The organism is Treponema bryantii (genome assembly GCF_900111035.1).
Taxonomy (GTDB): domain Bacteria; phylum Spirochaetota; class Spirochaetia; order Treponematales; family Treponemataceae; genus Treponema_D; species Treponema_D bryantii_C.
The window spans coordinates 153,585-179,190 of the sequence record NZ_FOFU01000003.1 but is presented as its reverse complement, the minus strand read 5'-3'; the positions used below and the strand labels follow the sequence as shown (position 1 = coordinate 179,190).

Here is a 25,606-nt window from a genome sequence, read left to right as displayed (position 1 = left end):
TTGACACTCCAGAATCTTAAGACCCAAATAATAAAAGAACTTTCGCAAGTCTCGCCTAGCGCAAAACTGGATGCGGAAGTTCTTTTAATTGATTCTCTTGGTTTTTCAAAAACAGAACTCTTACTAAAGCGCGACTACGAAGTACCGGCAGAAAAAGAAGAATGGCTGCGGGATGCTGTTGCCCGCCGCGCAACAGGACTTCCTATTGCGTATATCACCGGACACAAGGAATTTTACGGTTACGACTTTATTGTAACTCCGGATGTTTTAATTCCAAAGCCTGACACAGAGATTTTAGTAGAACGCGCTGTAGACGTTATTCTATCGATGATGGATGCACGCGGTGAGAACCTTTTAACAGTTTGTGATATGTGTACCGGCAGCGGCTGTATTGCAGTTGCAGTGGCTAAGACTCTGCTTGAAGACGAAAGAGTTCCGGCTGAACAGCTGCCAAAGTTTACACTTGCCGACATCTCAGAACCTGCGCTGGACATTGCACGACGAAATGTTGCTGCCCTTCTCGGCTCCGGCCCAGACGCCGCCCTCATTCTCTCCCGCTTTAATTTTGTGCGCACTAACCTCTTTGATGCAATTTCTGAAGCTATAAAATATGATGTGATTCTTTCTAACCCGCCGTACATTCCGCATACAATGGTGGATGAACTTTTACAGGACGGTCGCAGCGAACCGCGCCTCGCACTCGACGGCGACATAACAATAGACGGCGATCGCGCCACAAATGACAGCGGCGAGCCTGCCGATGATGGACTAGCGATAATCCGGAACTTAATTCCGCAGGCTGCTGCACACCTCGCACCGCGCGGGTCAATCCTTATGGAAACCGGCGAGTATAATGCAGAGGCAACAGCCGCAATTGCGGAGGCAGTCGGTTTTAATACGGAGATTCACAGAGATCTCGAAGGCCAGCTCCGCGTAGTCGAGTTTTATTAGAACTCAACAGCTTTTGTAAAGAAAAGGCTGATTCCCTCGTTCGGGAAGCGCTGTTTTACTTTTTCTACAACGTCCTTTATTTTGCGGGCATCTGCTTCTTCAACATACGAAAAAAGCACAAAGTTCATTTCCGGCCAGATGGTGTCACCAAGCTTTTTAGTGTGAGAACCGCGGCCGTGGATTTCCGGAATTACGGTATATTGAATTGAAGGAATCTCTTTTTCAAGAGCTTCTGTAATATCTTCCTGAACAGACTGGTTCGAAATTATTTCAGCACGATAAAGTTCTGACATTATTCATCCTCCTCCCAGCGGCTTTTATCGTAATCACCGGTGTTTTCAACATGCTCAACCACCGGGCGAGCACCGCGCTTTCTCATTACCAGGCTGTACAATACCGGAATTACCAGCAGTGTAATAAACGTACTGGAAATCAAACCTCCTACAACTGCAATCGCAATCGGGCGAACCATGCTTGACTGGCCTTCTGTTGTAAAACACATCGGGAGCATACCAAGAATTGTTGTAAGGGTTGTCATCAATACCGGACGGAAACGGCTCTTTCCAGCTTCAAAGCAGGCATTCTTAAGCTCGACACCACGACCTACAAGAATATTCGTGTAGTCAACAAGAATAATACCGTTATTTACAACAATACCAATCAGCATGATAACACCAACTGCTGTCATGAATGAAAGTGCTTCACCAATAATCTTATGAATCAGAATTACACCAATGATAATAAAAGGCATTGTTGCAAGGTTGATAAGAGGAGCCTTGAACGACTCATAGGTTGCAGCCATTACACCGAATACCAGCAGAATTGCCATAATCGCAATCTTAAGATAAAAGCCGTACTGACTCATTGTTTCTTTCCAGGCTCCCTTATAATTAACTACAACTGAATCTGGAATAATAACATTTTCCTGAATGGCGGCCTTAATTTCTTCTTCAATTACGTTGTCGTTTTCTTCTGTAAGATTGCTTGCACGAACGTGAATGATTCGCTTCTGGCTTTCCCGACGGATAGAAACCGGACCGAGGCCTTTTTTAATCGACGCAAAGTTTGCAACGCTGACCATTCCACCGTTTCCACGAACGTAAATGGATTCAAGGTCGTTGATTGTCTTGCGATCTTCCGGACGGTAAGCAACTACTACGCTGTAATCTTTTCCGTTGCTCTTGTAAGTACAGGCGGTAGAACCGTTAATCGCATAGTTGATTTCGCGTGCGACGGTTGCAATGTCTACGCCCATGTTGTAGGCGCGTTCACGGTCAATAACAATTTCAACCTGAGGAAGTCCCTTATCCATACTTACAGAAGGCTCGCTGATTTTCTTGTTTGCAGAAATAACTTCACGGATTTCTTCTGCAGTATTCAAAGCCGCATCAAGATCATCTGAAAGAAGAACGATATCTACACTACTTCCCATCCACTGACCACGGAAACCTTCGCTGAAGGAAAGACGTGCGCTAGGGAATTCTGCAAAATGCTTACGGAGCTTATTCTGCATATCCTGAGCTGAATCAATCTGCTTTGCAGTTTCCGGAAGAGCAATTGTGATGGAACCGCGGTTTGTATTACGACCACCAATTGAAGTAGTTACAGTTTTAATTCCTTTACATTCGGCTTTAACATATGCCTCAAGTGCAAGAACGACCTCTTTTGTTTCTTCAAAAGGAGTTGCAGTTGCCATATTGATATTCAATTGAACCTGATCATCACGGCCGGCTGGAATCTGATTAATCTGCATTGTCGGAATAAAGGCAAAAGAAATTACAAGTACACAGACAGCAGCAACAATTGTAATCAGACGGTTATCAAGGGCTGCTTTTAATACGCGTGAATACAAACGGATAAAGAACTGAATTATTCCTTCAAAAAATCCGTATAGTCTTTTCAGCACAGGATTTGTAACAGGCTTTTCATTTCTGTTTGAAAGAGGAAAGAATTTTCCTGCCAGTACAGGAACAAGGAAAATAGCAACCAGTAGAGAAGAAACAAGAGCAATTACAATTGTAAAAATTGCAGCCTTAAACATCTGTCCCATAAATCCTAAATCTTTAATAAAGAAGATAAATGGAAGGAATACACAGATTGTTGTAAGGTTTCCTGATGTTACCGACATCAGCATTTCCTGTGAACCAAGAATTGCAGAAGTACGAGGTTTAGCACCACGCTGCCGGTAAGCATAAATATTATCAATCATTACGATAGATGCATCTACAATCATACCTACACCAAGAATCAGACCTGTAAGGGTCATCATATTTAATGTAAGTCCAAACATACTCATTGCAAAAAGAGTAATGATGATTGAAAGCGGAATGGAAATCGAAATGATAATTGTTGACTTAAAGTTCTGAAGGAAGATAAACAGAATGATAACTGCAAGAATAAGTCCCTGCCAGGCAGAAGTAATCAAAGTATTGATTGTTTCGCGGATAGCGTCTGTTGAATCCTGAATGATTTCAAGAGTAACATCCGGCGGAAGATTCTGCTCTGCCTGATCAATCTTTTTATAAACATTATTTGCTACAGTTACAGAGTTTGCATCTGACTGCTTTGTAACACTGATGTAAACACCTTTTTCACCATTGATGAACGATTCCTGTGTTGTATCGCTGTAACCGATTGTTGCTTCACCTATATCTCGAAGTCTGATTGCATAACCGTTGATAATAGAAATTACAGTATCATTAATTTCATCAAGGCTTGTATATTCACCAGTTGTTCGAACAATATAGTTTCTGTGTCCTTCCTGAACCTTACCACCACCAAGTTCAAGATTCTGTTTTGAAAGAGCACCTGTAACAGTTGGAACTGTAAAGCCGTAAGCAGCCATTCTGTTCTGATCAAGTTTTACATTTACCTGTGCAGAACGTCCACCATAAACTTCAGCTTCACCTACACCATCAGCCTGTTCAAGAATACTTACTACATTGCTCTCGGCAATTGATTTTAAGTCATCTACAGAACGGTTACCACGGATAAGGATTCGCATGATTTCGCCGCTGTCTCCAGTGAAGCGGAAAATTGTAGGAGTTCCCGCATTATCAGGAAGACCTCGCTTTACTCTATCAAGCTTATCGCGGACATCATTCATTGCCGCCGTCAAATCTGTTCCATATTCAAACTCAAGTGAAACATTGGAAGAACCTTCATTCGAAGTTGATGTAAGATTCTTAAGACCGTTTACGCTCATAACAGCACTTTCAATCATCTTTGTAATAGACTTTTCAACAGACTCCGGGTCTGCGTTTGGATAAGATGTATTGATTGAAAGAGAAGGATTTTCGATTTCCGGCATAAGTGCAGTTGCTACATTGCTCAGGGTAAAAATACCAATCATTCCAAGCAGAGCAAAAACAATCAGAATCAATACCGGATGTTCAAGTGTTTTTCTGCTTAAACTCATTATTTTTTACCCTCTGGCTTTGGACCTTTTTCATCACCTTTATCTGCAGGTGGTGCTTCTACAAACTCCACGTTGCCGCTGATATCACGAACTTTTGCACCTTCATAAAGTGAAAGCATACCTTCAAGAACAACAACTTCACCGGCAGCAAGACCATCAGTAACCTGATTGTAACCGTCGATATTTTTTCCACGGGTTACCTTGCGCTTTGTAACAGTGCTGTCATCTTTTACAACATACAGATAATATTCATCACTGTTTTCAACAAAGGCATCCTGAGGAATAACCGGATAACCTCCAAAATCAACAGTAAAAAGCTTAACGCGGGCAAACATACCGGCATTAACCTTGTCATATTTTTTATCAAAATTCAAAATGATTTCTTTTGTACGGGTAGCAGGATCTACAACTGGAGAAATACGAACAACTGAAGCAATAAACTTTTCTTCGCCATAAGCCTGAAGTGTGATTTCTGCCTTCTGACCGATTGCGATATCTGCAACATATCGCTCCGGAACCTTTGCTGTAATCTGAAGATTGTTGATATCACCTATTTTTGTGATTACTGAATTGGCACTAACCTTCTGGCCGATTTTTACAGGAGAGGTAATGATACTTCCGTCGATTGGAGCTGTTACCGGGCTCTTTGCATAATAACTTCCAGGTTCAGACGGGTCGATATAAGCAATAATGTCGCCCTGCTTTACTGAAGAGCCTAGAGAAACCAGCATCTCTACAACCTTACCACCTATAGAAGGAAAAACTTCAATTGATTTCTGAGTTTCAATTTCACCGTTTGTATAAACGAAATCTGTAATTGTCTGATTCTTTGCTACTGTAGTACGAACGGCAGTTGCTGTCTGTGGGCCACGGCCTCCAAAACCGCCGAAGCCGCCTGGCGCAGCGTTTTTATTTTTTGCTGATCGCGTAATAAAAAATACTGCACCAGCTGTAACAGCAAGAATGGCAATCAGAATAATTGCCGTAGTTGTAGTTTTTTTCCTGTCCATATATACCTCTTAATTTTTCCTAACTCATTTTATTCATTTCCCAAAGAACCAAAGGGAACTCCGAGTGTATTTTCCAGATCTAAAACTGCGCAAATCAGATTGTAAATATGAGATTCTCTGTCTGTTTTTGCTTTCAGAAGTGAATCTGATGCATTCTGCAAAGTAAGTAAATCACGTGAACCGTGATTATAAGCAGTAAGAGTCATATCATAAGATTTCTGGGCAATTTCTACATTGCGGTTCAGCATCTCCATCTGACTCTGCTTCTGAAGGATATTTTTTATACTGTTCTGAAGAGTAAGAGATGCAGTTGTCTTTTCATTTTCAAGCTGAAGTTCAAGGTCTTTCAAACTTGCCTTCTGAGCTTCAACATTAAGAGCTCCATTGGTCCAAGGAAGAAAGCCATCCAAAGGAATGGAAAGTGAGAGTTGTATTACATTTCCTGTAGTCTCAAGACCTTCAGTTCTGCTTGAACCTTGTTTTCCATAAGAATAAGAAGCAGTAATTGTTGGTCCGTAAGCAGAAAATCTGGTTGAAAGCAGAGAGTTTTTCTGCTGTTCGATACTTGTCTGAATTTTCTTTACCGAAGGCAGGGCCTCTACAGTCTGTGTAACTGTAAAAGTTTCAGGTGGAATTGCATCCGAAAGAGCTCCTGAAAGTTCAATGTTTTCATCCTGTGGAATACCAAGAGTCTGCTTAAAGGAAGCCATATTATTCTGATAAGCTATTTCTGCAGATTCTATAGTCGGACGCTGGCTTTCATAGCTGTACTGTGACTGCAAAAGGTCGAGTTCAGAAAGCTGACCACGATTATATTTATCGCGGTTATTTTCATAACGGAGACGGGCAGTTTCCATATTACGTTTCTGAAGAGCTATACTCTCATTTGTATAAAGAAGGTTGTAAAAAAGTTTTCTTACATTCAATTCAACCTGACGAACTGCATCTTCATAAGAAGTTTTTCCGCTTTCATATTTAAGTCTTGCTTCTTTTATTGAAGTGTAAAGAGAAGGTGTAAGCGATAGACGGACAGAACCACTAAAACTATAAGTGTAAGCCCCCGCATCCCCGCCCAGAGGAAGGTTTAATCCTCCGCTTGCTGAAAAAGACGGACTTACACCATTCCATGAAGTCTTATTACGCTTATCCAATGAGTCCAGAGTGATTTTCTGGCGTTTAAGGGAAATATTGTTATCTGCAGCAAGAACTACTGCATCTTCCACTGTAATAACTCTAGATTTTTCAGTTGCAGTCTGCGCATACAGTGAAAATGACGCAGCCACAATCATTGTAAAAATTAAACGTTTCATATTATACTTTCCATATTAAATTATACTAAAATTACAAGCTTTTTTATAGAAAATTACTGTCATTTTTTAGAATTATCTGTTATTTTTATGGGTATGAGCAGCGAAAAAGTGTTTGATTCAGACATAAAAAATCCGGCTGCCCTTCTGGAAGAGTTCTTTTCAAAGCATGAATATCTTTCTCCAGAAGAAAAAGAGGCAGTTTCACAGGCATGGACTCTCCTTGTTACAAAAGCAGGTGACAGAGTACGTGAATGCGGTAAGCCTTACTATCTCCATCCTCTAAGAGTTGCAAATATCCTTGCAGAAAGCAAACTCGACAGCCCTACTCTTGTAGCAGCCATTCTTCATACTATTCTGGATTTTAATGTTACAGAAGAAGAACTGAAAAATCAGTTTGGCGAAAATGTCTGCAATATCATTCTTACAGTAAATAAGATTCTCAATCTGCCTATAAATACAAAAACCATGCATCAGTCTGATGCAATCCGTAATATGCTTTTTGCTATGTGTGATGATGCACGAATTATCCTGATTACACTTGCAGACCGTCTGGACCGTATCCGCAATATCAAAAACTTTACGGCTGCAGACCAGCATATGATTGCCTCTGCCGTTATAGAAATCTGGGCTCCGCTTGCAGACAGACTCGGTATGCAGGCAGAAAAAAATGAATTTGAAGATTTAAGCCTTAAATATACTAACCCGGCAGTTTTCCAGCAGATTAAAGCCATTGTTTCTCAGAAAAAAGATGAACGTTCCAGCTACCTCGAAAAGGCTGTAAACAGCATTTATAAGTCTGCAGATAAGATGGGCATGAAGATTGAAATTCAAAGCCGTGCAAAGCACTTTTATTCAATCTATCAGAAGATGAGAAAGCGCAACAAGGAAGCAGGCGAGCTTTTTGATTTGCTTGCACTCCGCATCCTCTGTAACACACCTGCAGAATGCTACACTCTCGTTGGAATTGTACACGGACTGTGGAAACCGCTGGACGGCCGTTTTAAAGATTACATTGCAATGCCTAAGGCAAACGGTTATCAGTCACTGCATACAACTGTAATGTGTGAGGGTAAGCCTCTTGAAATTCAGATTCGTACCCACGACATGCACAACATGGCCGAGCACGGAATTGCGTCACACTGGCTCTATAAAAAAGGCAGCTCACGTGAGCTGATAGAAGAAGACCGCCTTGCCATTTACAACAAGCTTCAGCAGTTTAAGGACAGTCTCACAGAAGGCAACAATTTTGAAACTCTCAAGAATGAACTCCTCGGCGATGAGATTTACGTTTTTACTCCAAAGGGAGATGTAAAGAAACTTCCGATGGGAGCAACTGCAATTGACTTTGCTTACTCTATTCACTCGGCTATCGGTGAAAAGATTATTGCAGCAAAGGCAGACGGAAAAATCATTCCTTTGTCTAAAGCGCTTCAGAATACACAGATTATTGAGGTAATCACAAATCCTCAGGCTCATCCTACAGAGGCCCAGCTTAAGCTTGTAAAAACAAGTAAGGCTCATCAGAAGATTCACTCGTGGCTTATGGCTAATGACCCTACTTTCAGTGAACGGCTTGCACTTAAAGCTGAGGAAGCCGCCGCGGCTCAAGGTATTGAGGGAACGGTTGGTACTGCGGGTACCGGTGGTACTCACTTCAGCAGGGTAAAGAAATCCCGCCCTAAAAAAGGCAAACAGGAAATTACAGAACAGAAACCTCGAAAAAAATGCGGTATTCTCGTACAGGGAGAGCGCCGTGTTCTTTACAATATTGCGCAGTGCTGCCATCCGGAATATCCGGACCTTATTGCGGGATATGTTACAAGAACTAAGGGAGTTTCAATTCACCGCGCCGACTGTCTGATTTATCAGCGCATTCCACAGAAAGAAGAACGCAGTGTTGAAGTTGCGTGGGATGATGGTCACGACCAGCAGTAAGCAGCTGGCCGGCCGATTTTTATCTTCCAGTGTCGCGGATTTTTCCTTCTACGTAATCTGGATCAAGAGTTCTGAGCAGAGTTGCTTCCGGCAATTTATGAGAAACATAAAGATATGTCGGATGTCCGTCGCAGGTCCAGTTCATCTTTAAACCGGTTTCAGAATCAATGATTTCCCATTCACCAGCAGGAATTGTAAGCGAACAGAATTCTGGTGAAACAAACTCAATGTCATCCTCAATACGAATCATGTTCATTGCATTGCATTCATACATATACCAGCCGTCTTTCTTTTCAAACGGAATAATTCGGCGGTCAGGATGCTGCTCGTAATCCTTAAGACGTGCTTCGCGGGCTGCAGGGTGCATTTCGTCCAGAGCTTTCTGATTTTCGGCTCCGCGTTTCTGACCTTCTGAATAAACAGTGTCAAAAGCGGCACCTGTGATTTCTTTTCCAATTTCCGCAGCAAGCTGATATTTACTGTCGCTGGCACCGGTTGTAGTTTTATCGGCATCGGCCTTGTTATAGTAAAAGCCTGTTGTGCTTTCGCGGTGAGCTACATTTTCGAGCTCTGCAATATAAGGAGCAGCTTCTTCGTCTGTGATTTTTCCTTCAAGGGCATCGAGGGCTTTGCGGTGTGCACGGGTTACCATTGCAACATAGTAAACACTCTTCATACGGCCTTCGATTTTGAGGGAATCAATTCCAGCATCGCGGAGATCTGCAAGGTGTTCAATCATGCGGATATCTTTTGAAGAAAGAACTGCGGTAAAATCTTCGCCTTCAAAAATCGGGAACTTTTCGCCAGGTCTCTGCTCTTCTTCAATTGTAAGAAGTCCGCTCTGTGCCATCATTTTTGCTTCTTCAGCGGTTATGATATGAGGAGCCGAACTGTCGTTTCCTGAATCACGTTCTTCTGCAAGTTTAAAATTCCATCGGCAGGTATGAGAACAGAAACCACTCTGTGCGCTGCGGCCTGTAAGATAAGCACTCATAAGACAGCGGCCAGCATAGGCAATACACATTGCACCATGAACAAAGGTTTCAAGTTCCATATCAGGAACAGAATCTTTTATACGGCGAATCTGATCAATGGAAATCTCACGTCCAAGAACAATACGAGAAAACCCCATGTTCTTATACATCTTAACGGCTTCACTGTTTACGCAGCTCGCCTGAGTACTTAAGTGCAGCTGGGCATTAGGAAATTCTTTCTGAAGTAATGGAACAATACCGATATCCTGTACGATAAAAGCATCTATCGGATACTGTTTAAAATAATCGAGATTTGCCTTTAATGCATCGATTTCTTCATCATGAAAAGAAATGTTGAGTGCACAGTGAAGACGACGTCCAGGAAACTGAGCTTTAAGTGCCTGAACCTTTTTATATTCATCTTCATAAAAATTGTCGGCCTTTACACGGAGAGAAAATTTTTTAAGACCGATATAAGCGGCATCTGCTCCGTATGCATACGCATAGTATAATTTTTCAACATTGCCGGCTGGCGATAAAAGTTCCATTGTTATGCCTCCGAACGAAGACTGTGTTCGAGTTTAGGCTTGTTTTCAATCTGAACGGCAGCTTTTCCTGCAGTTCCCTCCGTAACAACTTTTCCAACTTTATCTAAAGCAAGATGAGATTCATGTAAGTATTCGTCTGCCATCTGGAACATGAACATCATATCTGGCCATATATCAAGTTCGCATTCATTTCCTGTGGAACGAAGATTAGATGCAAATTCCCTTGCATCATCCAGAAGGATTTCTTTTTCACCCATCTGAATAAATACAGGTGGGAAATTCTGAAGAGATTCATCACCTGCAAGAAGTGGAGAAACCATAGGACTTTTTGTATTTGATTCGTAAGTATAAACTGAGCTGCTCTTTCTAAGAACGTCACCACTCATTACTTCATCACTGATTTTTTTTGTCTGAATCAGTTTTGAACATTCAGAAACATCAAGCCATGGAGAAAAAAGAATTACCTGTTTGATGCAGGTGCGGTATCTCTCGCGAAGATTAAAAATCAGAGAGCATGCAATTGGAGCTGCAGAACTATCAGCTGCAATTATGATTTCCGGCATCTGAGGTTTTTCGCCCTTTTCTGCATTTAATGAACAGGCAATCTGCTCTTCTGTAAAGAGAGATTTAAAAACATTCTGAATATCTTCATTAGCAGCAGGGAAAGGGAAAGCAGGTGCCAAACGGTACTCTGGAACAACTACACGACAGAAGCATTTTGTTGCAAGAGAAGCACAGAAACTTGCGTAAGCTGCGCGTGAACCGCCGACAAAAGAACCGCCGTGAATATAAAGCATTACACGGTTTGAAGCATAAATCTCCGGTGCAAGTACATCGCACTCTGTATTTCCATATTTATATTCAGTACGCTCAACTCCGTTAGGCAAAAAAACAGTTTTAAAGCCTTCATCAAGTTTTGCGCGGAAAATATCTACATTTGATTTTGACCCGAAGGTAAGAAGTTTGAGTTTTTTGATTGCACCCTTGCGGTCGTTTTTGTTTTCCATATCTATATATTATAGCAAAAAGGAACGTTTTCTGCTAGAATAGGCCCTAAATTACACTAAAACATCGTCATTGCGAGCCGTAGGCGAAGCAATCCATTTAATAGATTGCTTCGCTTCGCTCGCAATGACGGAGATTTATTACAAGGAGGTTTACGATGCCTATTAAAATTCAATCCGACTTGCCAGCATGCGCAACACTTGAAAAAGAGAACATCTTCGTCATGACGGAGAAACGGGCGATGGAACAGGATATCCGTCCGCTTAAAATTGCGATTGTAAACCTCATGCCTAACAAGGAAGTTACAGAAACTCAGCTTCTTCGTTTGCTCGGAAATACACCGCTTCAGATTGAGATTTCTCTTGTTAATATGGAAAATCATTCCAGCAAAAATACAGATCAGAGCTACCTTGACCGTTTTTATATTCCTTCGAGCGAGCTCTATAATCAGAAGTTCGACGGTATGCTGATTACCGGTGCACCTGTTGAGCAGATTGAGTTTGAAGATGTTGATTACTGGGAAGAGCTTTGTAAAATTATGGACTATGCCCGCCAGAATGTTTACTCTACCCTTTATTTGTGCTGGGGCTGTTTTGCAGGTCTTTATCATCATTATGGAGTTCCAAAACACGCACTTGAAAAAAAGATGTCGGGTATTTTTATGAATGAACGTTCTGTTGAAGGCGATCCTCTTCTTCGTGGTTTTGATGACACCTTCCCTATTCCACAGAGCCGTCATACAACTCTTATAAAAGAAGATTTGATTAAACATCCTGAACTTGTAATTCTTGCAGAAAGCGCAGAAGCAGGTGTTACAATTTTGAAATCAAAGGATAACCGTGAAATCTTTATGACCGGCCACCTTGAGTATGACACAATGACTCTTGCTCAGGAATATTACCGCGATACAGATAAGGGAATGAAGGTTCCGCTTCCAAAGAACTACTTCCCTACAAATAACGTAAACCGTATGCCAACCAGTTACTGGCGTGCTACGGCGCATCTGTTCTATTCGAACTGGCTGAACTACTACGTTTACCAGGCAACGCCGTTTAATTTGTCTTCGATTAAATAAAAAAAGCCGGCTCATATCAATGAGTCGGCTCGCAAGTCTCGCCTCTGAGGCATTTTTGTGTAGAACCTAAACCGACCCTGTGTAAGCCCGCTCGCGGGCGTTGTTCTATAGCAGAGCGTTAAGAAAATTGCGAAAGCAATTTTTAGCTCTACTATATTCGCAGCTCGGTTTTTAACGGTTCTGCTATTATAGCCTAGTCTTCCTCTGAAAGAGCGTTAGTTGTATGAACTGTAACTGTTGTATTGTAACAGTCGAACATCTTTTCTACACCAGCCGGACGGGTCTTTGCTGTGCAGAGACTTACGATTGGCACGATGATCAAAGATGAAAGCATACTGAATACACCAGAGTAAAGTGAGTTCTTGAAAATCAATCCGAGAACAGGGCCGCTTACGTGAACGAATCCCATAGAAATTGAAAGCTGAATCAACATCAAAACACAACCGAGTGTGAACGAAGTTGCAACTGCAGCCTTGCTTGTCTTTTTCCAGTAGAGACCGAAGAAGAACGGAGCAAGGAAGGCACCAGAAAGAGCACCCCATGAAACACCCATCAGCTGAGCAATGAAAGTAACTTTTGACTTAGCCTGAACAATTGCGATTACAGCAGAAATGATAATGAATACAGCAACGAAAGCACGCAAAATCAAAAGGTTATGTTTATCGCTTGATTTTTCTTTTTTGAAAGAGTTGATGAAGTCGAGTGTAAGAGTTGAACTTGATGTAAGTACAAGAGAAGAAAGTGTAGACATAGAAGCAGAAAGTACAAGAATCAAAACTACAGCAATAAGTACATCACCAAGACCAGAAAGCATTGTAGGAACAACACTATCAAATCCATTAGCAGCAACCTGTTCAGGTGTATTGAACAGACGTCCAAATCCTCCAAGGAAGTAACATCCACCAGCAACTACGATTGCAAAGAAAGTAGAAATTACAGTTCCAATTTTGATAGAACGTTCATTTTTAATAGCGTAGAACTTACCAACCATCTGAGGAAGTCCCCATGTACCAAGAGAAGTAAGGAGAACTACAATCAGCAGATAGAACGGCTGCGGACCAAAGAATGAAGTATAAGCTCCCTTCAAAACAGGAGATTCAATCTCAGACATCAAAGCAAGTGACTGCATGAATCCCCCGTTCTTAGAAAGAACTGCGAGAATTACTGCAACAATACCAATGAGCATGATGATACCCTGGATAAAGTCGTTTACAGCAGTTGCCATATAACCACCAACAATTACGTAAATTGCTGTGAGAATTGCCATTACAATTACACAAACTGAATAGTCAACATTGAAAGCCATTCGGAAAAGACGTGAAAGACCGTTGAACAAAGATGCAGTGTAAGGAATCAGGAAAAGGAAGGTAATTGCAGAAGCAACAACCTTAAGAGTCTTTGATTCATAACGCTGACCAAAGAAATCTGGCATTGTCTTTGAGTTCAGGTGCTGAGTCATAACACGAGTACGGCGGCCGAGAATTGCCCAAGGCATAAGCGATCCGATGAACGCATTTCCAAGTCCAATCCAGGTTGATGCAACACCAAAGTTCCATCCGAACTGTCCGGCATAACCAACGAAAATTACGGCAGAGAAATAAGATGTACCGTAAGCAAAAGCAGTGAGCCATGGACCTACAGTCCTGCCTCCCAATACGTAACCGTTTACATCGTTTGAAACTGCGCGGCATTTAATACCTACAAAGATGAAAACGGCGAAGAAAAGAATAAGTAAACCTAGTTTTATAATCATGATACTATACATAATAACAAAATTATTTTCTATTGTATATCCCCGCACCCGTGATATAATAGTTTTTACCATGAAAAGACGAATGTTTATTATTATTCCCGCAGCTGTAATTTGCGCTCCGGTTTTATGCGTTGTACTTTTATTTCTCTTTCTCACTATTATTGAATACAGACCAAAACCTGTAGAAGAGGTACCATTCACAAGCGAAAAAGCAATGCTGAGCAAAGGTGAACCTGTTTCCATTATGACATGGAACATAGGATTTGCAGGTCTTGGAAAGAATGAAGACTTCTTTATGGATGGCGGCAAAATGAGCAAACCGGATTCAAAAAAGACTGTTGAGAATTACTTTTCCGGTATTAAAAGTATTATCGGAACTCATGAATCAGATATTCTTTTCATTCAGGAAATTGATACAAAATCTGCCCGAACCTATAAAATCAATCAGGTTGAAGCAATGAAAAACTTTACCGGAAAAGGAAAGGCTTTTGCATACAACTACAACTGTGCTTTTGTTCCAATTCCATTTCCTCCAATGGGCCGCATACAAAGTGGTGTTGCTATATATACTGACTTTGAAACAATCTCTGCACATCGCCTTGCACTTCCAGTTCCTTTTACATGGCCGACAAGGGTAGCAAACCTTAAACGCTGTATTCTTGTAACACGAATTCCTGTTTATGAAAACGGTGGTGCTACAGGACAGGAGCTGGTACTTGCAAATTTCCATCTTGAAGCTTATGACAGTGGCGAAGGAAAAATCGCACAGACAAAAGCTCTTAAAGATTTTATTGATTCAGAATATGCAAAGGGAAATTATGTAATTGCCGGTGGAGATTTTAATCAGAAGTTCCCAGATTCTACAGCATTCCCGGTTATCAGTCCAGACGGATGGATTCCAGGTCAGCTGGATGCAAGTATTACAGATGGCGGCTGGAAGTTTGTTTATGATGATTCAAAACCAACCTGCCGTTCTCTGGAAGCTCCTTACAATGATGAGAAGGCAAAGGCTCATAACTGGCAGTACTATGTAATTGACGGTTTTCTTATTTCGCCTAATATTGAAGAACTTTCTGTAAATGTAATTGATGAAGATTTTGAAAACTCTGATCATAACCCTGTTTACATGAACTTTATTCTGAAATAAAATCTTCAGTTAATTATGGAAGAAAAAAAACGGGCAGGACGTAACCGCACAATTACATTAAGTGAAGCAGAAAAAGAGACTCTGAAAAAAAGACTGATTGAAGTCCGCGGTGATTTCGATACGGCCTCCGGCCTTCTCAACCAGCAAGATTTTCTGGATCACACAATAAACGCAGACCTTCTCACTGCCTTGCCGCTTCTCCCGGATGAATTTGCAGATTTAATCATTATTGATCCTCCTTATAACCTCACAAAAAATTTCAACGGTAAAATTTTTACAGCCCGCGACGAAGCTTCGTATGAAGAATACCTTATGTCATGGTTTCCACAGGTTTGCAAAAAACTAAAGCCTTCAGGTTCCCTTTATATGTGCGGTGACTGGAAATGTACGGCAGCTCTTCAGCGGGCAATGGAAAGCGAACTTTCAATTTTGAACCGCATCACCTGGCAGAGAGAAAAAGGACGTGGAGCAAAAGCAAACTGGAAAAACGGAATGGAAGATATCTGGTTTGGCGTAAAAGATCCAGATAATTATTATTTTGATATTGAAGCCGTAAAGCAGAAGCGCCGGGTAATTGCCCCTTACCGCGAAAACGGAAAACCAAAAGACTGGGAAGAAAGCGAAGACGGGAACTTCCGCCTCACCTGCCCTTCAAACTTCTGGGATGATATAAGCGTGCCTTTCTGGTCCATGCCGGAAAACACAGATCACCCGACTCAAAAACCAGAAAAACTTTATGCAAAACTGATTCTGGCAAGCTCGCGTCCGGGAGATGTTGTTTTTGATCCTTTCCTTGGAAGTGGAACTGCAAGCGTTGTTGCAAAAAAACTCGGCCGTCACTGGTGCGGAGTTGAACTGAACGAAGAATACTGTATGCTAGCAGAAAAGCGCCTCGAACTTGCAGAAACAGACAAAGAGATTCAAGGCTACAGCGATGGCGTTTTCTGGGAAAGAAATTCCGCAGCACTTTATAAGAAATAAGATGAAGACTTCTTCCAGCTCAGAAAAAATCTACCTCATAATGAATAAGCCTTGCGGGTATGTATGCTCGGCAGTTTCTGATTCTCATAAAACCGTTTACGATTTACTGACTCCAGAATTGCAAAAACTTGTACAGGGAGCAAAACGCGGAAGCAGGCTTCACACAATCGGACGACTGGACTGCGATACAAGCGGGCTTTTGCTGTTTACCACAGACGGATTTTTTTCACACAGGATTGCTGCAATGTCAGAAATCACAAAAACCTACCGGGCCACTCTCACCATCCCCGTACCCCCGGAGCAACAAGACTCGTATATCACCCGCGCCTCTCAAGGACTCACACTTCCACCAGAAAAAAAATATGGAGAACAACAGGCCGAACCTGCCATTCTCCATTTTATAAAACCAGACCTCTGCGAAATCACCGTCCACGAGGGAAAGTTCCATGAAGTCCGCCGCATTTTCCGCGCCCTCGGCAATGAAGTAAAAGACCTCGAACGTATCTCTATAGGAAGCCTACAACTGCCCGAAGAGCTCAGCTACGGACAGTGGCGGGAACTTACGGAAGCTGAAATAAATCTATTTATGTTCTTTTAAATATTTTTTATATTCTTTTGGAATAGAGATTTCCAAATCTTTACTCTGACTGTTAGCAGTAAGCCATCCTTTAAAATACATATATCTTTCTGAAACTTCCTGTGGTATAAAAAGATCATAATCTTCTTTTATTGATTCCAGATATGGAAAAATAGAATTTCGATTTTTGAACATAAAAGCGTAGACTGCTCTAGGATTAGACCAACACCATGATGAATTAACCTGATAATCTGTTTCAGGAATCATAGTATTTTCTTCAGTTATACAAGCGAACAGATATTTGAAAGTTCCTTCATCTTTTATAAAGTTTCCATATTTAGTACAAGAATCAAAAATTCCATCCAGGTATGCAAAATGAGCATGAAGAATATTATTATCATTTTTATCTTCATTACCATATCTGAAAACATACAACCAATCTGCAGTTTCTTCATTCTTGTAAAGATCAACTACATCATCAGTATAAACTTTTGTCAGGTTATAAGATTCGATTATTTTCTCCAGTTTCTTTTTATAAAACATATCTGATGCTTTCCAGCTTTTTGCAAATAGAGAAACAGATACTAATAATACAGAAATGAAACAAAATAGTTTTTTCATTTTTTAAACTCCTTTTTAAATTTATTTATTAATTTTTATAATATCATATTGCAGAATTGCAGTTTTCACAAATAAATTCTCATTATACATTGATTTAAAAGCTTAAATTTATCTGATTATTCACATCTTACAAAGAAAACAATTGTTTTATATTCTCATCAACAAGATTGCTGAGTTCTTCCAGCGAAGTTCCTCGAACCTCTGCAATAAACTTGTAAACAAGTTCTACGTTTACAGGAGTATTAGTTGTTCCTCGAAGAGGAACGGGAGCAAGATAAGGAGCATCGGTTTCACATAAGAAACGGTCAGCAGGAACAAATCTCAAAAGATCCTTAATTGCTTCAAGCTTTGCTTTTTTATTGTAGGTAACAGCACCGCCAAAGGCTATATACCAGCCGCGATCAAGGAAAGCACGGGCTTCATCAATTCCATAGCTGTAGCAGTGAATAATTCCGTTATCGTAGCCAACGTTTTTTATACAGTCGAGAGAGTCTTCAAAAGAATCGCGGCTGTGAACAATTACAGGAAGCTTTAATTCACGGGCAAGCTCCAGATGAGACTCAAACATTTCACGTTCACCACGGTAAGTTGCTTCATCAAAATCAGATTCACACCGGCCATCCTCTCCACTCGGATTCCAGTGATGGTCCAGCCCACACTCACCCACCGCAACAATTTTACGATTAAGAGTATCCTGATCTCCGCCTGCAGAAGCAGCTTCTATAGATTGACGCAGAATCTTCATCTGATTTTCTCTGTCGTGAATTGCTCCGACATCAGGCCAGAAACCGGCAGTAAAATACATAAACTCGCGGGCTTTTGCAGCAAGTTTTCCGTCTGTAATTCCGGCAATAGCCTGTTCAACACAAGACTGGCGTTCTGCCAGATCATCGCAATGAGTTCCTATATCAAGACCAAAAAAACAGTTACGCGCAGCCATGGTAGACAAAACTTCTACACCGTTTACTCCGCGTTCTGTCGTCATCATTTTAAAATGGAAATGTGTATCTGAAAACATAGTGTGAGTTTATCACTTTTGCATCAGCAATGCCACAGCGGGGTTGCAAGTTTATTGCTGAACGGCTGTGTTTTTGTAAAATCTGGCAGCCAGCTGGTATCATCACTTAATTCCTGATAAAACAGATACTCAAAATCATAGGCTTCGATGAGGTCCTGAATATCTGCGTCTTCTTCGGCAGTTACAAGGCGGTTTTCGAGATTGGAGAGGGCGCGCCTGCGGGCTGCAAGCTGGGGCTCGGATTCGTTGAATTTTACCGGGGTATACTGGTTCATCAGAGAAATAATGGCGCGCCCGTCGGCGTTTTCTTTAAGCCACGCGAGGACGTCGGCGGTTTCGGCGAAATGGCCGGGCATAAAAAGGTGTCGGATAATTACGCCGGAAAGCAGTTTGTCGCGTGGCTGGCCGGGTTCTGCCCATTCAGCGGGCTTCGCATCGGGAGGTTCTGGGATTTCGGCAATTTCAAGCGGATTATTGTCAATCATCCAGCGGATTGCGGCAGTTGATGCCTCTGGATAATTCGGGGCTGCAAACAGTGACTTTGAAAGAGTTCCATCCAGTGTTTTAAGGTCGGGCAGCCATATTGTTACAAGGCCCTTTAAAAGCTCGAGCATTTCCACGGTTTCATAAGCGGAAGAGTTCCAGCAGAATGGTATTGTAACTCCACGGTCGCGGGCTTTACGTAAACAGGCTGCGATTTTTGGGATGTGGTGGCTGCCTGTAACAAGATTTATGTTTTCTGCCCCTGCGGACTGAAGGCGCAGGCAGATGTCGGCAAATTCTTCTTCATCAACTACACGGCCAAGTCCATCCTGACTGATCTGATAGTTCTGACAAAAAGCACAGCGCAATGTACAACCGGTAAAAAAGATTGTTCCGCTTCCACCAAAAACAGTTACCAGAGGCTCTTCTCCAAAATGAAGGCCGGCAAAAGCTATACGGAGGTCGGCTGGTTCACGACAGAAACCGGCACTTCGAGTCTGCTCAGAGACCTCGAAACGATCTGCCCCACAGGCTCTCGGACACTGACGACAGTTTTTATAGAGCGCTTCTATCTGTGATTTTTCCATTAATATGCGCCCTTGCTTACAAGAATCTTCATCAAATCCTGAAGTACATCAACATCAAGATCTTCTGCTTCAAAATTTACAAGGCGGCCGAATTCATTCCAGTCTGCATCAGAAATAAGCTCCTGAAATTCATCACTGTTCTCAAGAAATGCAAGATATGCTACCAATCGGTTCTGATTTTCTTCTGATGGTTCTGCTTTTATATCTGCTGAGCGGTAAATATACTCATTTTCCCAATATTCATAAACAGAATCTGCCAGTTCACCCACCATTGCTACATTACGTTCAAAAAGGCGGCGCAGGTCATTTTTTACGCGGTTATAATCAGATTTTCCACCGTTATTCTGGCGGTCATGTTTTAGAGATTTCTGCATATCAGAAAGAAATTTATTAATGTCTGTCATATCTTCCATTATATCATTTTTTATGATTCTGGTGCTAGTTCAAATACAAATGGAATTCTTTCTATAATTTCTCATTATTTTCTCATTATTTTCTCATTATTTTTATAAATTCGTGCTATAATATTTGCCGTATGACTAAGGGAAAATTGACTGGAACTGCGGTTCCGCTAGGTGCATTATATACAAAAGATAATCCTGTAATCGGAGAATTTCCAGATTTAAAGCCGTTTGCTGACTTCTGTAAATCTGCTGGAATCTCTATTATCCAGCTTCTGCCGGTAAACGACACTGGAACACAAAGTTCGCCATATTCAGGTCTTTCTGCTTTTGCTCTTCATCCTATCTATATATGTATTTCTACTATTGAAGGATTCGATGCACTATATTCATCAGATGCAAAATTTAAAACAACTTATGATGATCTGTATAAAAATCATAAATACTGTCTGCGATACGACTATGACGGCATTTTGAATGCAAAAACTGATCTTTTGAAACAGCTTTACGACAATACTGACGAGGGAAAAACGGGAGAAGCTGGAGCTGCCCTTTCTAAGTGGATAAAAGCTAATTCATGGGTAAAAGATTATGCGGTTTATAAGAACTTAAAGTGGAATTATATGCAGGCTTCATGGAAAAGCTGGCTTGATTCTGACCGCTCAAAATCTAAGGAAGAAATCACCGCTCTCTGGAATAAAAAGGCCTTCAAAAAGGAACATCTGTTCTATGCCTGGACTCAGATGATTGCCGATGCTCAGTTTAAGGACGCTGTTGAATATGTTCACGGTCTTGGTCTCAAACTCAAAGGTGATATGCCAATTCTGATGAATGAAGATTCTGCAGATGCCTGGGCTTATCCGGAAGTATTTAATCAGGATCTCCGCGCCGGCGCACCTGCTGATGGTGATAACCCGAACGGACAGAACTGGGGATTTCCTACCTATAACTGGAAAAACCTTAAAGAAGATAATTACAGCTGGTGGAAGGACCGCCTTAAAAATGCTTCAAAATATTATGATGCATATCGTCTCGATCATATTCTGGGCTTTTTCCGCATCTGGGCAATTCCAGAAGCAGATTTGAATGCCTTAAATGGTCATACTGAGCCTTATGCTTTCATCAAAAAAACTGATTTATACGAACTTGGATTTGATGATGACCGCATCCACTGGTTGAGTCAGCCACATATTCCAACTCATGCAATTGAAGACATTACCTGGAATCATGATAAGGCTCATCAGATTCTCGCAATTTTCTGTAATAAGATTGACGGTGAAGAGCTCTGGCGTTTTGATCCGTCTGTAACCGGCTCAAAGATGATTGAGAGTGCAGATCTTTCTGAACTCTGTGCAGCTGATGCAATTCCACGCGTAAAGAAAGTACTGGAAGATTACTGGAGCAATCGCACTCTTCTTGAAATTTCAAAGAACAAGTATGTTCCGCTGTGGACTTATGGTCAGTCTACTTCATGGGGCACTTTAAACGATAAAGAAAAAACTTCTCTGCTCGAGTGTTTTGATGAATTGAATTCAAAAAACGAAAAGCTTTGGAAAAAGCAGGCTGACGAAATCTTTGCTGCCATTACAGGTGCTGTAAAGATGATTCCTTGTGGTGAAGACCTTGGCGTAAGTATTGAGTGTGTTCCAAAAACTATGGAAGCTCATAAAATACTTGGACTGCGCGTAGTTCGCTGGTGCCGCGAATGGAGCAAGCCGGGTCAGCCTTATGTTCCTTTTGCTGCTTATACTCCACTTTCGGTTACTACCACATCTGTTCATGATTCATCTACAATACGTGAATGGTGGGAAACTGAAAAAGAAAGCGTAAAGGCATTTATTTTGCAGAACGGCGATGCCTTTGGAATTGAAACCGGTGCAAAGGACGGACCTTTGTTCACTGCATCAAAAGAAGAAATTGAACCTAAAGCCACAGCAATTGCTCAGTCAGATTTCACTCCGGAAATCGCTGAGTCTATTCTCAAAGCGTCTTCTACTTCTGCAAGCCAGTGGTTCATTCCACCGCTTCAGGATTTCCTTTATATGTCTAAAAATCTGTGGCTGGAAAAAGCCTCAGATGAACGCATAAATATTCCGGGCACGGTTACTGCCTTTAACTGGACATACCGTCTGCCTTGCACAGTTGAAGAGCTGTGTGCAAACAATGATTTAATAAACAAAATTAAGAGGATATAAAATGAAGATTTCACACAACGAGTTTCACATCAGCAGAAAGGTACGTGATTTGTGTACTTTCGATAAGGGACTTTTTGCTTCAAGCGGAAATGTTGTTTTTGCAAACATGAGCAACGTCCGTAATTTCCAGCTGCTGTTCAATAATTATATTGAACATGTTACTGGTGATGAAAGCAAGAAACTTTCTGCCGGTCAGCTGAATGCGATGGGACTCATTGATGAGATTCTTCATTATGTTTGTATGCTTTACCGCCGCGACAAAGTAGCTTCGTTCGGACGGGATTTACTTGCGGAACTCGATAAGGAATACGGCAAGTCAGAAATCGACGCCCTCCTCCTTGATTTTATGAAAGAGTTTCCTCCGGTTGCAGTTTATCAGGAAAAAATCCGACCTGAAGAATATCTGGCACAAACAGAACTCGATGCAGGCACAGGTCATGAACGCTCAAACCGCGAACAGACTCTCGAGGAACTGATTCTCCTTCATCTTGCAAATGAAAATCAGGCTTTTAAGCCTTTCCTTCTTCTTTTTGATGATAAGGTTCTTGCTAAAAATCCTCTTTACAAAACTACCTGGAAATCAATTCAAAAATATGCTGCAACACAGCCGACCTTCGGACCTTTTAATCATGACCTGATTACACTTCTCCGTGAGCCTCAGGTATTTGCTCCTGACAGTCTGCGCGGTCAGCTTGAATATCTTCAGAAATACTGGGATAAGTTCCTCGGTGAATGGCTCAAGCGAATCTTAGCTGGAATGGACACAATCTCCGAAGAAGAAAAGGCTGCATGGCAGGGTTTTGGCGGCGGCGATCTGCCGGACATGGTTCCGTATTCTTTTGAAAATCTTATGAACGAATACGAGCGTTTTTCTGCTGACAGTGCCTGGATGCCGAATGTTATTCTTATGGCAAAGACTGTACTTGTCTGGCTCGACCAGCTCACAAAACAGTACGGCTACCCTATTACTAGACTCGACCAGATTCCAGATGCAGAACTCGACCGTCTTCGCGACGAGGGCTTTACAGGTCTCTGGCTCATCGGCCTTTGGGAACGTTCTAAGGCAAGTAAAAGAATCAAACAGATTTGCGGAAACCCGGAAGCAGCTGCGTCTGCCTATTCTCTTTATGATTATAATATTGCATCAAATATCGGTGGCTGGGATGCTCTTTCTAATCTCCGTCAGCGCTGCTGGCAGAGAGGAATACGTCTTGCATCCGACATGGTTCCAAACCACACAGGTATGGACGGCGACTGGGTTATCAATCATCCTGATTACTTTATTCAGCGCCGCGATAATCCCTTCCCACAGTACTCATTTAATGGAGAAAACCTTTCTCAGGATGGCCGCATTTCACTCTTCCTCGAAGACCATTACTACAGCAAGAATGACTGTTCTGTAGTTTTCAAGCGTGTTGATAATTCGAATGGTGATACACGCTATATCTACCATGGAAACGACGGTACAGGTCTTCCCTGGAACGATACTGCCCAGATTGACTTTTTGAATCCTGCAGCCCGCGAAGCAGTTATGCAGGAAATCTTACATGTTGCTCATAACTTCCCTATCATCCGTTTTGATGCGGCTATGGTTCTTGCTAAAAAATCTATCCGCCGCCTGTGGTACCCGGAGCCGGGACATGGAGGAGACATTGCAACCCGTTCAGAAACAGGCCTCAGCACACAGCAGTTCAACGACGCAATTCCAAATGAGTTCTGGCGTGAGGTTGTAGACCGCGTTGCCCAGGAATGCCCGGACACTCTTCTTCTTGCCGAAGCTTTCTGGATGATGGAAGGCTACTTTGTACGCACCCTCGGCATGCACCGCGTTTACAACTCGGCCTTCATGAACATGCTCAAAAAAGAAGAAAATCAGAAATACCGCGACACTATCAAAAATACAATCACCTTTGACCCGCAGGTTCTTAAACGCTATGTAAACTTTATGAACAACCCGGATGAGGAAACTGCGATTGCTCAGTTCGGCGACGGCGACAAGTACTTTGGTGTATGTACACTTATGATTACTATGCCGGGTCTTCCAATGTTCGGTCACGGTCAGATTGAAGGCTTTACTGAAAAATACGGAATGGAATATACAAAGGCTTACAAGGACGAAAAGCCAAGTCAGTATCTTGTAGACCGTCACTGGCATGACATCTTCCCTCTTATGAAAAAGCGCTACCTCTTCTCTGGAGTTGACAACTTCCTTCTTTATGATTTATGGGAAGACGGCCATGTAAATGAAAACGTATTTGCTTATTCAAACGGCTGCGGCAACGAGCGTGCTATCGTATTCTACAACAACAAGTACGACCAGGCTCACGGCTGGATTAAGCAGTCAGATCCTTATGCTGTAAAAACCGGCAATGGTGATGAAGTTGTTATGAAGAGCCGCAGCGTGTCTGAAGGTCTTAACCTCACAGCTGAAGACGACAAGTACTGTATTTTCCAGGAACATAAGAGCCGCCTGTGGTATATCCGCAAGAGCAGAGAAATCTGTGAAAAAGGTATGTTCGTCATGCTCAACGGATTTGAATATCAGGTTTATCTGAATGTTCATCAGGTTAGCGATGAAGCAGACGGACGCTACCGCATTTTGTGTGAATCTCTCAACGGCAAGGGCTGTGAAGATATTGAAACTGCATGGCAGGAAATCATCTATAAAGATTTATATGATGTACTTTCCAAGTTTGCAGAAAAAACATTTGTGCCACTTATTGAAGCATTCGCAGAAACACCAGCTGGTAAAGCACCTGCAATTACAACAATTCTCAAAGATGCAGAAAAGCCTGCACTTGAGTTCTACAAATTTGCAGAAAAACTTGCCGCTGCAGAAACTAAAGAAAAAACTGCAAAAGAAAAGTCTGCCACAAAAACAAAGACTCCAGCAAAAAAGACTTCAGATAATTCTGCAAAGGAATACAAGCTTTTCTGCGACCGCGTAAAAACTATCGCAAAACTCCATAAGGCTACAGCTCCAAAAACTCCTGCAGACCTTCAGAAAGCACTTTCACGCGCTGCATCAACAGCAAAAGCAGACCTGTTTACAAAGCTGATTCTTCAGGCGTCACCGGAAAAAGAAACAGCCCTCCTCGTTTGGGCCGCATCTTCACTATTCGCAGAAAACGGATTTGCCGCAAAGTGGAACCTGGGCCGTAAGTTCAATGAATATCTGATGAACGAAAAACTGATTGAAAAATCTCTGCGCCCTGTATTTACAAAACTTTTACTGCTCGCATCAAAGAAGACTCCTCTCGATATTGCTGAACTCATTGTACACAGCCGCTACGCCGTACAGCTCGGCGGAATCAACAATTTCGACAACATCATCTGGTTTAATAAAGAACTCGTAGAAGAAAGTCTGAACGATGCTATTATGCTCATGGCACTGGATTCAAAAGCCGCTAAACTTCCAGAAGTCTTCAAACTTCATAAAGTTTTATTTGCAGCAAAACTCAAGTCAACTTACAAAGCCGATCTCTTTGTAAAAGAGTTTGCTCCGAAGCCAGCTAAGAAGGCAGTAAAAAAGGCCAAAAAGACTCCTGCAAAGAAGCCTTCTAAGAAGACTGCAACTAGCAAGACCTCTGCAAAAAAGGCTAAGAAGTAATACAAAC

General features: G+C 41.8%; 19 protein-coding genes. 8 read left to right on the top strand and 11 right to left on the bottom strand.

The genetic code is table 11. From position 1 onward, the window contains the following. Positions 1 to 951 (top strand): peptide chain release factor N(5)-glutamine methyltransferase, encoded by a 951-nt coding sequence (gene prmC / locus BMY21_RS07265; protein ID WP_074642286.1) that lies wholly within the window; start codon positions 1 to 3, stop codon positions 949 to 951. Here the strand turns inward: prmC and BMY21_RS07260 are convergent. Genes BMY21_RS07260 through BMY21_RS07245 form a run of 4 tightly spaced genes read right to left on the bottom strand, consistent with a single transcriptional unit; the run spans position 948 to position 6,689 of the window. After that, a complete protein-coding gene (locus BMY21_RS07260) occupies positions 948 to 1,244 on the bottom strand; it encodes a PG0541 family transporter-associated protein (protein ID WP_074642284.1) in 297 nt (98 codons plus the stop codon). The genes prmC and BMY21_RS07260 overlap by 4 nt on opposite strands. After that, positions 1,244 to 4,369 (bottom strand): efflux RND transporter permease subunit, encoded by a 3,126-nt coding sequence (locus tag BMY21_RS07255; protein WP_074642283.1) that lies wholly within the window; start codon positions 4,367 to 4,369, stop codon positions 1,244 to 1,246. The genes BMY21_RS07260 and BMY21_RS07255 overlap by 1 nt, the downstream gene beginning before the upstream one ends. After that, positions 4,369 to 5,379 (bottom strand): efflux RND transporter periplasmic adaptor subunit, encoded by a 1,011-nt coding sequence (locus tag BMY21_RS07250; protein ID WP_074642281.1) that lies wholly within the window; start codon positions 5,377 to 5,379, stop codon positions 4,369 to 4,371. The genes BMY21_RS07255 and BMY21_RS07250 overlap by 1 nt, the downstream gene beginning before the upstream one ends. A 29-nt stretch (positions 5,380 to 5,408) precedes the next feature. After that, on the bottom strand, positions 5,409 to 6,689 hold the full coding sequence (locus BMY21_RS07245) for a TolC family protein (RefSeq protein ID WP_074642279.1): 1,281 nt from the start codon (positions 6,687 to 6,689) through the stop codon (positions 5,409 to 5,411). 93 nt (positions 6,690 to 6,782) lie between these two features. Between BMY21_RS07245 and BMY21_RS07240 the strand changes: the two genes are divergently transcribed. Continuing rightward, positions 6,783 to 8,624, top strand: coding sequence for a RelA/SpoT family protein (locus BMY21_RS07240; protein WP_074642715.1), 1,842 nt, complete (start codon positions 6,783 to 6,785; stop codon positions 8,622 to 8,624). Between the two features lie 19 nt (positions 8,625 to 8,643). Here the strand turns inward: BMY21_RS07240 and BMY21_RS07235 are convergent, their stop codons facing one another. Then, on the bottom strand, positions 8,644 to 10,146 hold the full coding sequence (locus tag BMY21_RS07235) for a peptidase U32 family protein (RefSeq protein WP_074642277.1): 1,503 nt from the start codon (positions 10,144 to 10,146) through the stop codon (positions 8,644 to 8,646). A gap of 2 nt (positions 10,147 to 10,148) precedes the next feature. Continuing rightward, positions 10,149 to 11,153, bottom strand: a complete 1,005-nt coding sequence (locus BMY21_RS07230; protein WP_074642276.1) for an alpha/beta hydrolase fold domain-containing protein — start codon at positions 11,151 to 11,153, stop codon at positions 10,149 to 10,151. A gap of 155 nt (positions 11,154 to 11,308) precedes the next feature. On the opposite strand from BMY21_RS07230, the gene metA reads away from it, so the two are divergent. After that, positions 11,309 to 12,226 carry a homoserine O-acetyltransferase MetA gene (gene metA, locus BMY21_RS07225; protein ID WP_074642274.1) on the top strand — a complete coding sequence of 306 codons (918 nt, stop codon included), beginning with the start codon at positions 11,309 to 11,311 and terminating at the stop codon, positions 12,224 to 12,226. Between the two features lie 193 nt (positions 12,227 to 12,419). Here the strand turns inward: metA and BMY21_RS07220 are convergent, their stop codons facing one another. Then, positions 12,420 to 13,979, bottom strand: a complete 1,560-nt coding sequence (locus tag BMY21_RS07220) for a sodium:solute symporter family protein (protein WP_074642272.1) — start codon at positions 13,977 to 13,979, stop codon at positions 12,420 to 12,422. 70 nt (positions 13,980 to 14,049) lie between these two features. Here BMY21_RS07220 and BMY21_RS07215 point away from each other — a divergent pair, with 70 nt between their 5' ends. Genes BMY21_RS07215 through BMY21_RS07205 form a run of 3 tightly spaced genes read left to right on the top strand, consistent with a single transcriptional unit; the run spans position 14,050 to position 16,705 of the window. Further along, a complete protein-coding gene (locus BMY21_RS07215) occupies positions 14,050 to 15,126 on the top strand; it encodes an endonuclease/exonuclease/phosphatase family protein (protein ID WP_074642271.1) in 1,077 nt (358 codons plus the stop codon). 15 nt (positions 15,127 to 15,141) lie between these two features. Continuing rightward, the gene (locus BMY21_RS07210; protein ID WP_074642269.1) at positions 15,142 to 16,107 is read left to right on the top strand and encodes a DNA-methyltransferase; all 966 of its coding nucleotides are present in this window, start codon (positions 15,142 to 15,144) and stop codon (positions 16,105 to 16,107) included. Between the two features lies 1 nt (position 16,108). Beyond that, positions 16,109 to 16,705 carry a pseudouridine synthase gene (locus BMY21_RS07205; RefSeq protein ID WP_074642267.1) on the top strand — a complete coding sequence of 199 codons (597 nt, stop codon included), beginning with the start codon at positions 16,109 to 16,111 and terminating at the stop codon, positions 16,703 to 16,705. On the opposite strand, the gene BMY21_RS07200 is transcribed toward BMY21_RS07205, so the two are convergent. The 4 genes from BMY21_RS07200 to BMY21_RS07185 form a co-directional block, all read right to left on the bottom strand. Next, on the bottom strand, positions 16,688 to 17,305 hold the full coding sequence (locus tag BMY21_RS07200) for a hypothetical protein (protein WP_074642265.1): 618 nt from the start codon (positions 17,303 to 17,305) through the stop codon (positions 16,688 to 16,690). The two genes, BMY21_RS07205 and BMY21_RS07200, sit on opposite strands and share 18 nt — an antisense overlap. 127 nt (positions 17,306 to 17,432) lie before the next feature. Then, entirely contained in the window at positions 17,433 to 18,323 is an 891-nt protein-coding gene (locus tag BMY21_RS07195; protein ID WP_074642264.1) for a TatD family hydrolase, read from the bottom strand. Between the two features lie 23 nt (positions 18,324 to 18,346). After that, the gene (locus BMY21_RS07190) at positions 18,347 to 19,393 is read right to left on the bottom strand and encodes a radical SAM protein (protein ID WP_074642262.1); all 1,047 of its coding nucleotides are present in this window, start codon (positions 19,391 to 19,393) and stop codon (positions 18,347 to 18,349) included. Continuing rightward, complete coding sequence (locus BMY21_RS07185; RefSeq protein WP_143064185.1) at positions 19,393 to 19,797, bottom strand: hypothetical protein; 405 nt, start codon at positions 19,795 to 19,797, stop codon at positions 19,393 to 19,395. The genes BMY21_RS07190 and BMY21_RS07185 overlap by 1 nt, the downstream gene beginning before the upstream one ends. A 131-nt stretch (positions 19,798 to 19,928) precedes the next feature. On the opposite strand from BMY21_RS07185, the gene BMY21_RS07180 reads away from it, so the two are divergent. Next, positions 19,929 to 21,989 (top strand): 4-alpha-glucanotransferase, encoded by a 2,061-nt coding sequence (locus BMY21_RS07180; RefSeq protein WP_074642258.1) that lies wholly within the window; start codon positions 19,929 to 19,931, stop codon positions 21,987 to 21,989. Position 21,990: 1 nt separating this feature from the next. Beyond that, complete coding sequence (locus tag BMY21_RS07175) at positions 21,991 to 25,599, top strand: alpha-amylase family glycosyl hydrolase (RefSeq protein ID WP_074642256.1); 3,609 nt, start codon at positions 21,991 to 21,993, stop codon at positions 25,597 to 25,599. Positions 25,600 to 25,606 lie beyond the last annotated feature (7 nt).

What these genes read in the sequence shown, in the direction of transcription:
- BMY21_RS07260 (WP_074642284.1), bottom strand. Translation starts at nt 1,244, where the DNA reads ATGTCAGAACTTTATCGTGCTGAAATAATTTCGAACCAGTCTGTTCAG.
- BMY21_RS07255 (WP_074642283.1), bottom strand. Translation starts at nt 4,369, where the DNA reads ATGAGTTTAAGCAGAAAAACACTTGAACATCCGGTATTGATTCTGATT.
- BMY21_RS07250 (WP_074642281.1), bottom strand. Translation starts at nt 5,379, where the DNA reads ATGGACAGGAAAAAAACTACAACTACGGCAATTATTCTGATTGCCATT.
- BMY21_RS07245 (WP_074642279.1), bottom strand. Translation starts at nt 6,689, where the DNA reads ATGAAACGTTTAATTTTTACAATGATTGTGGCTGCGTCATTTTCACTG.
- BMY21_RS07240 (WP_074642715.1), top strand. Translation starts at nt 6,783, where the DNA reads ATGAGCAGCGAAAAAGTGTTTGATTCAGACATAAAAAATCCGGCTGCC.
- BMY21_RS07235 (WP_074642277.1), bottom strand. Translation starts at nt 10,146, where the DNA reads ATGGAACTTTTATCGCCAGCCGGCAATGTTGAAAAATTATACTATGCG.
- BMY21_RS07230 (WP_074642276.1), bottom strand. Translation starts at nt 11,153, where the DNA reads ATGGAAAACAAAAACGACCGCAAGGGTGCAATCAAAAAACTCAAACTT.
- metA (WP_074642274.1), top strand. Translation starts at nt 11,309, where the DNA reads ATGCCTATTAAAATTCAATCCGACTTGCCAGCATGCGCAACACTTGAA.
- BMY21_RS07220 (WP_074642272.1), bottom strand. Translation starts at nt 13,979, where the DNA reads ATGATTATAAAACTAGGTTTACTTATTCTTTTCTTCGCCGTTTTCATC.
- BMY21_RS07215 (WP_074642271.1), top strand. Translation starts at nt 14,050, where the DNA reads ATGAAAAGACGAATGTTTATTATTATTCCCGCAGCTGTAATTTGCGCT.
- BMY21_RS07210 (WP_074642269.1), top strand. Translation starts at nt 15,142, where the DNA reads ATGGAAGAAAAAAAACGGGCAGGACGTAACCGCACAATTACATTAAGT.
- BMY21_RS07205 (WP_074642267.1), top strand. Translation starts at nt 16,109, where the DNA reads ATGAAGACTTCTTCCAGCTCAGAAAAAATCTACCTCATAATGAATAAG.
- BMY21_RS07200 (WP_074642265.1), bottom strand. Translation starts at nt 17,305, where the DNA reads ATGAAAAAACTATTTTGTTTCATTTCTGTATTATTAGTATCTGTTTCT.
- BMY21_RS07195 (WP_074642264.1), bottom strand. Translation starts at nt 18,323, where the DNA reads ATGTTTTCAGATACACATTTCCATTTTAAAATGATGACGACAGAACGC.
- BMY21_RS07190 (WP_074642262.1), bottom strand. Translation starts at nt 19,393, where the DNA reads ATGGAAAAATCACAGATAGAAGCGCTCTATAAAAACTGTCGTCAGTGT.
- BMY21_RS07185 (WP_143064185.1), bottom strand. Translation starts at nt 19,797, where the DNA reads ATGACAGACATTAATAAATTTCTTTCTGATATGCAGAAATCTCTAAAA.
- BMY21_RS07180 (WP_074642258.1), top strand. Translation starts at nt 19,929, where the DNA reads ATGACTAAGGGAAAATTGACTGGAACTGCGGTTCCGCTAGGTGCATTA.
- BMY21_RS07175 (WP_074642256.1), top strand. Translation starts at nt 21,991, where the DNA reads ATGAAGATTTCACACAACGAGTTTCACATCAGCAGAAAGGTACGTGAT.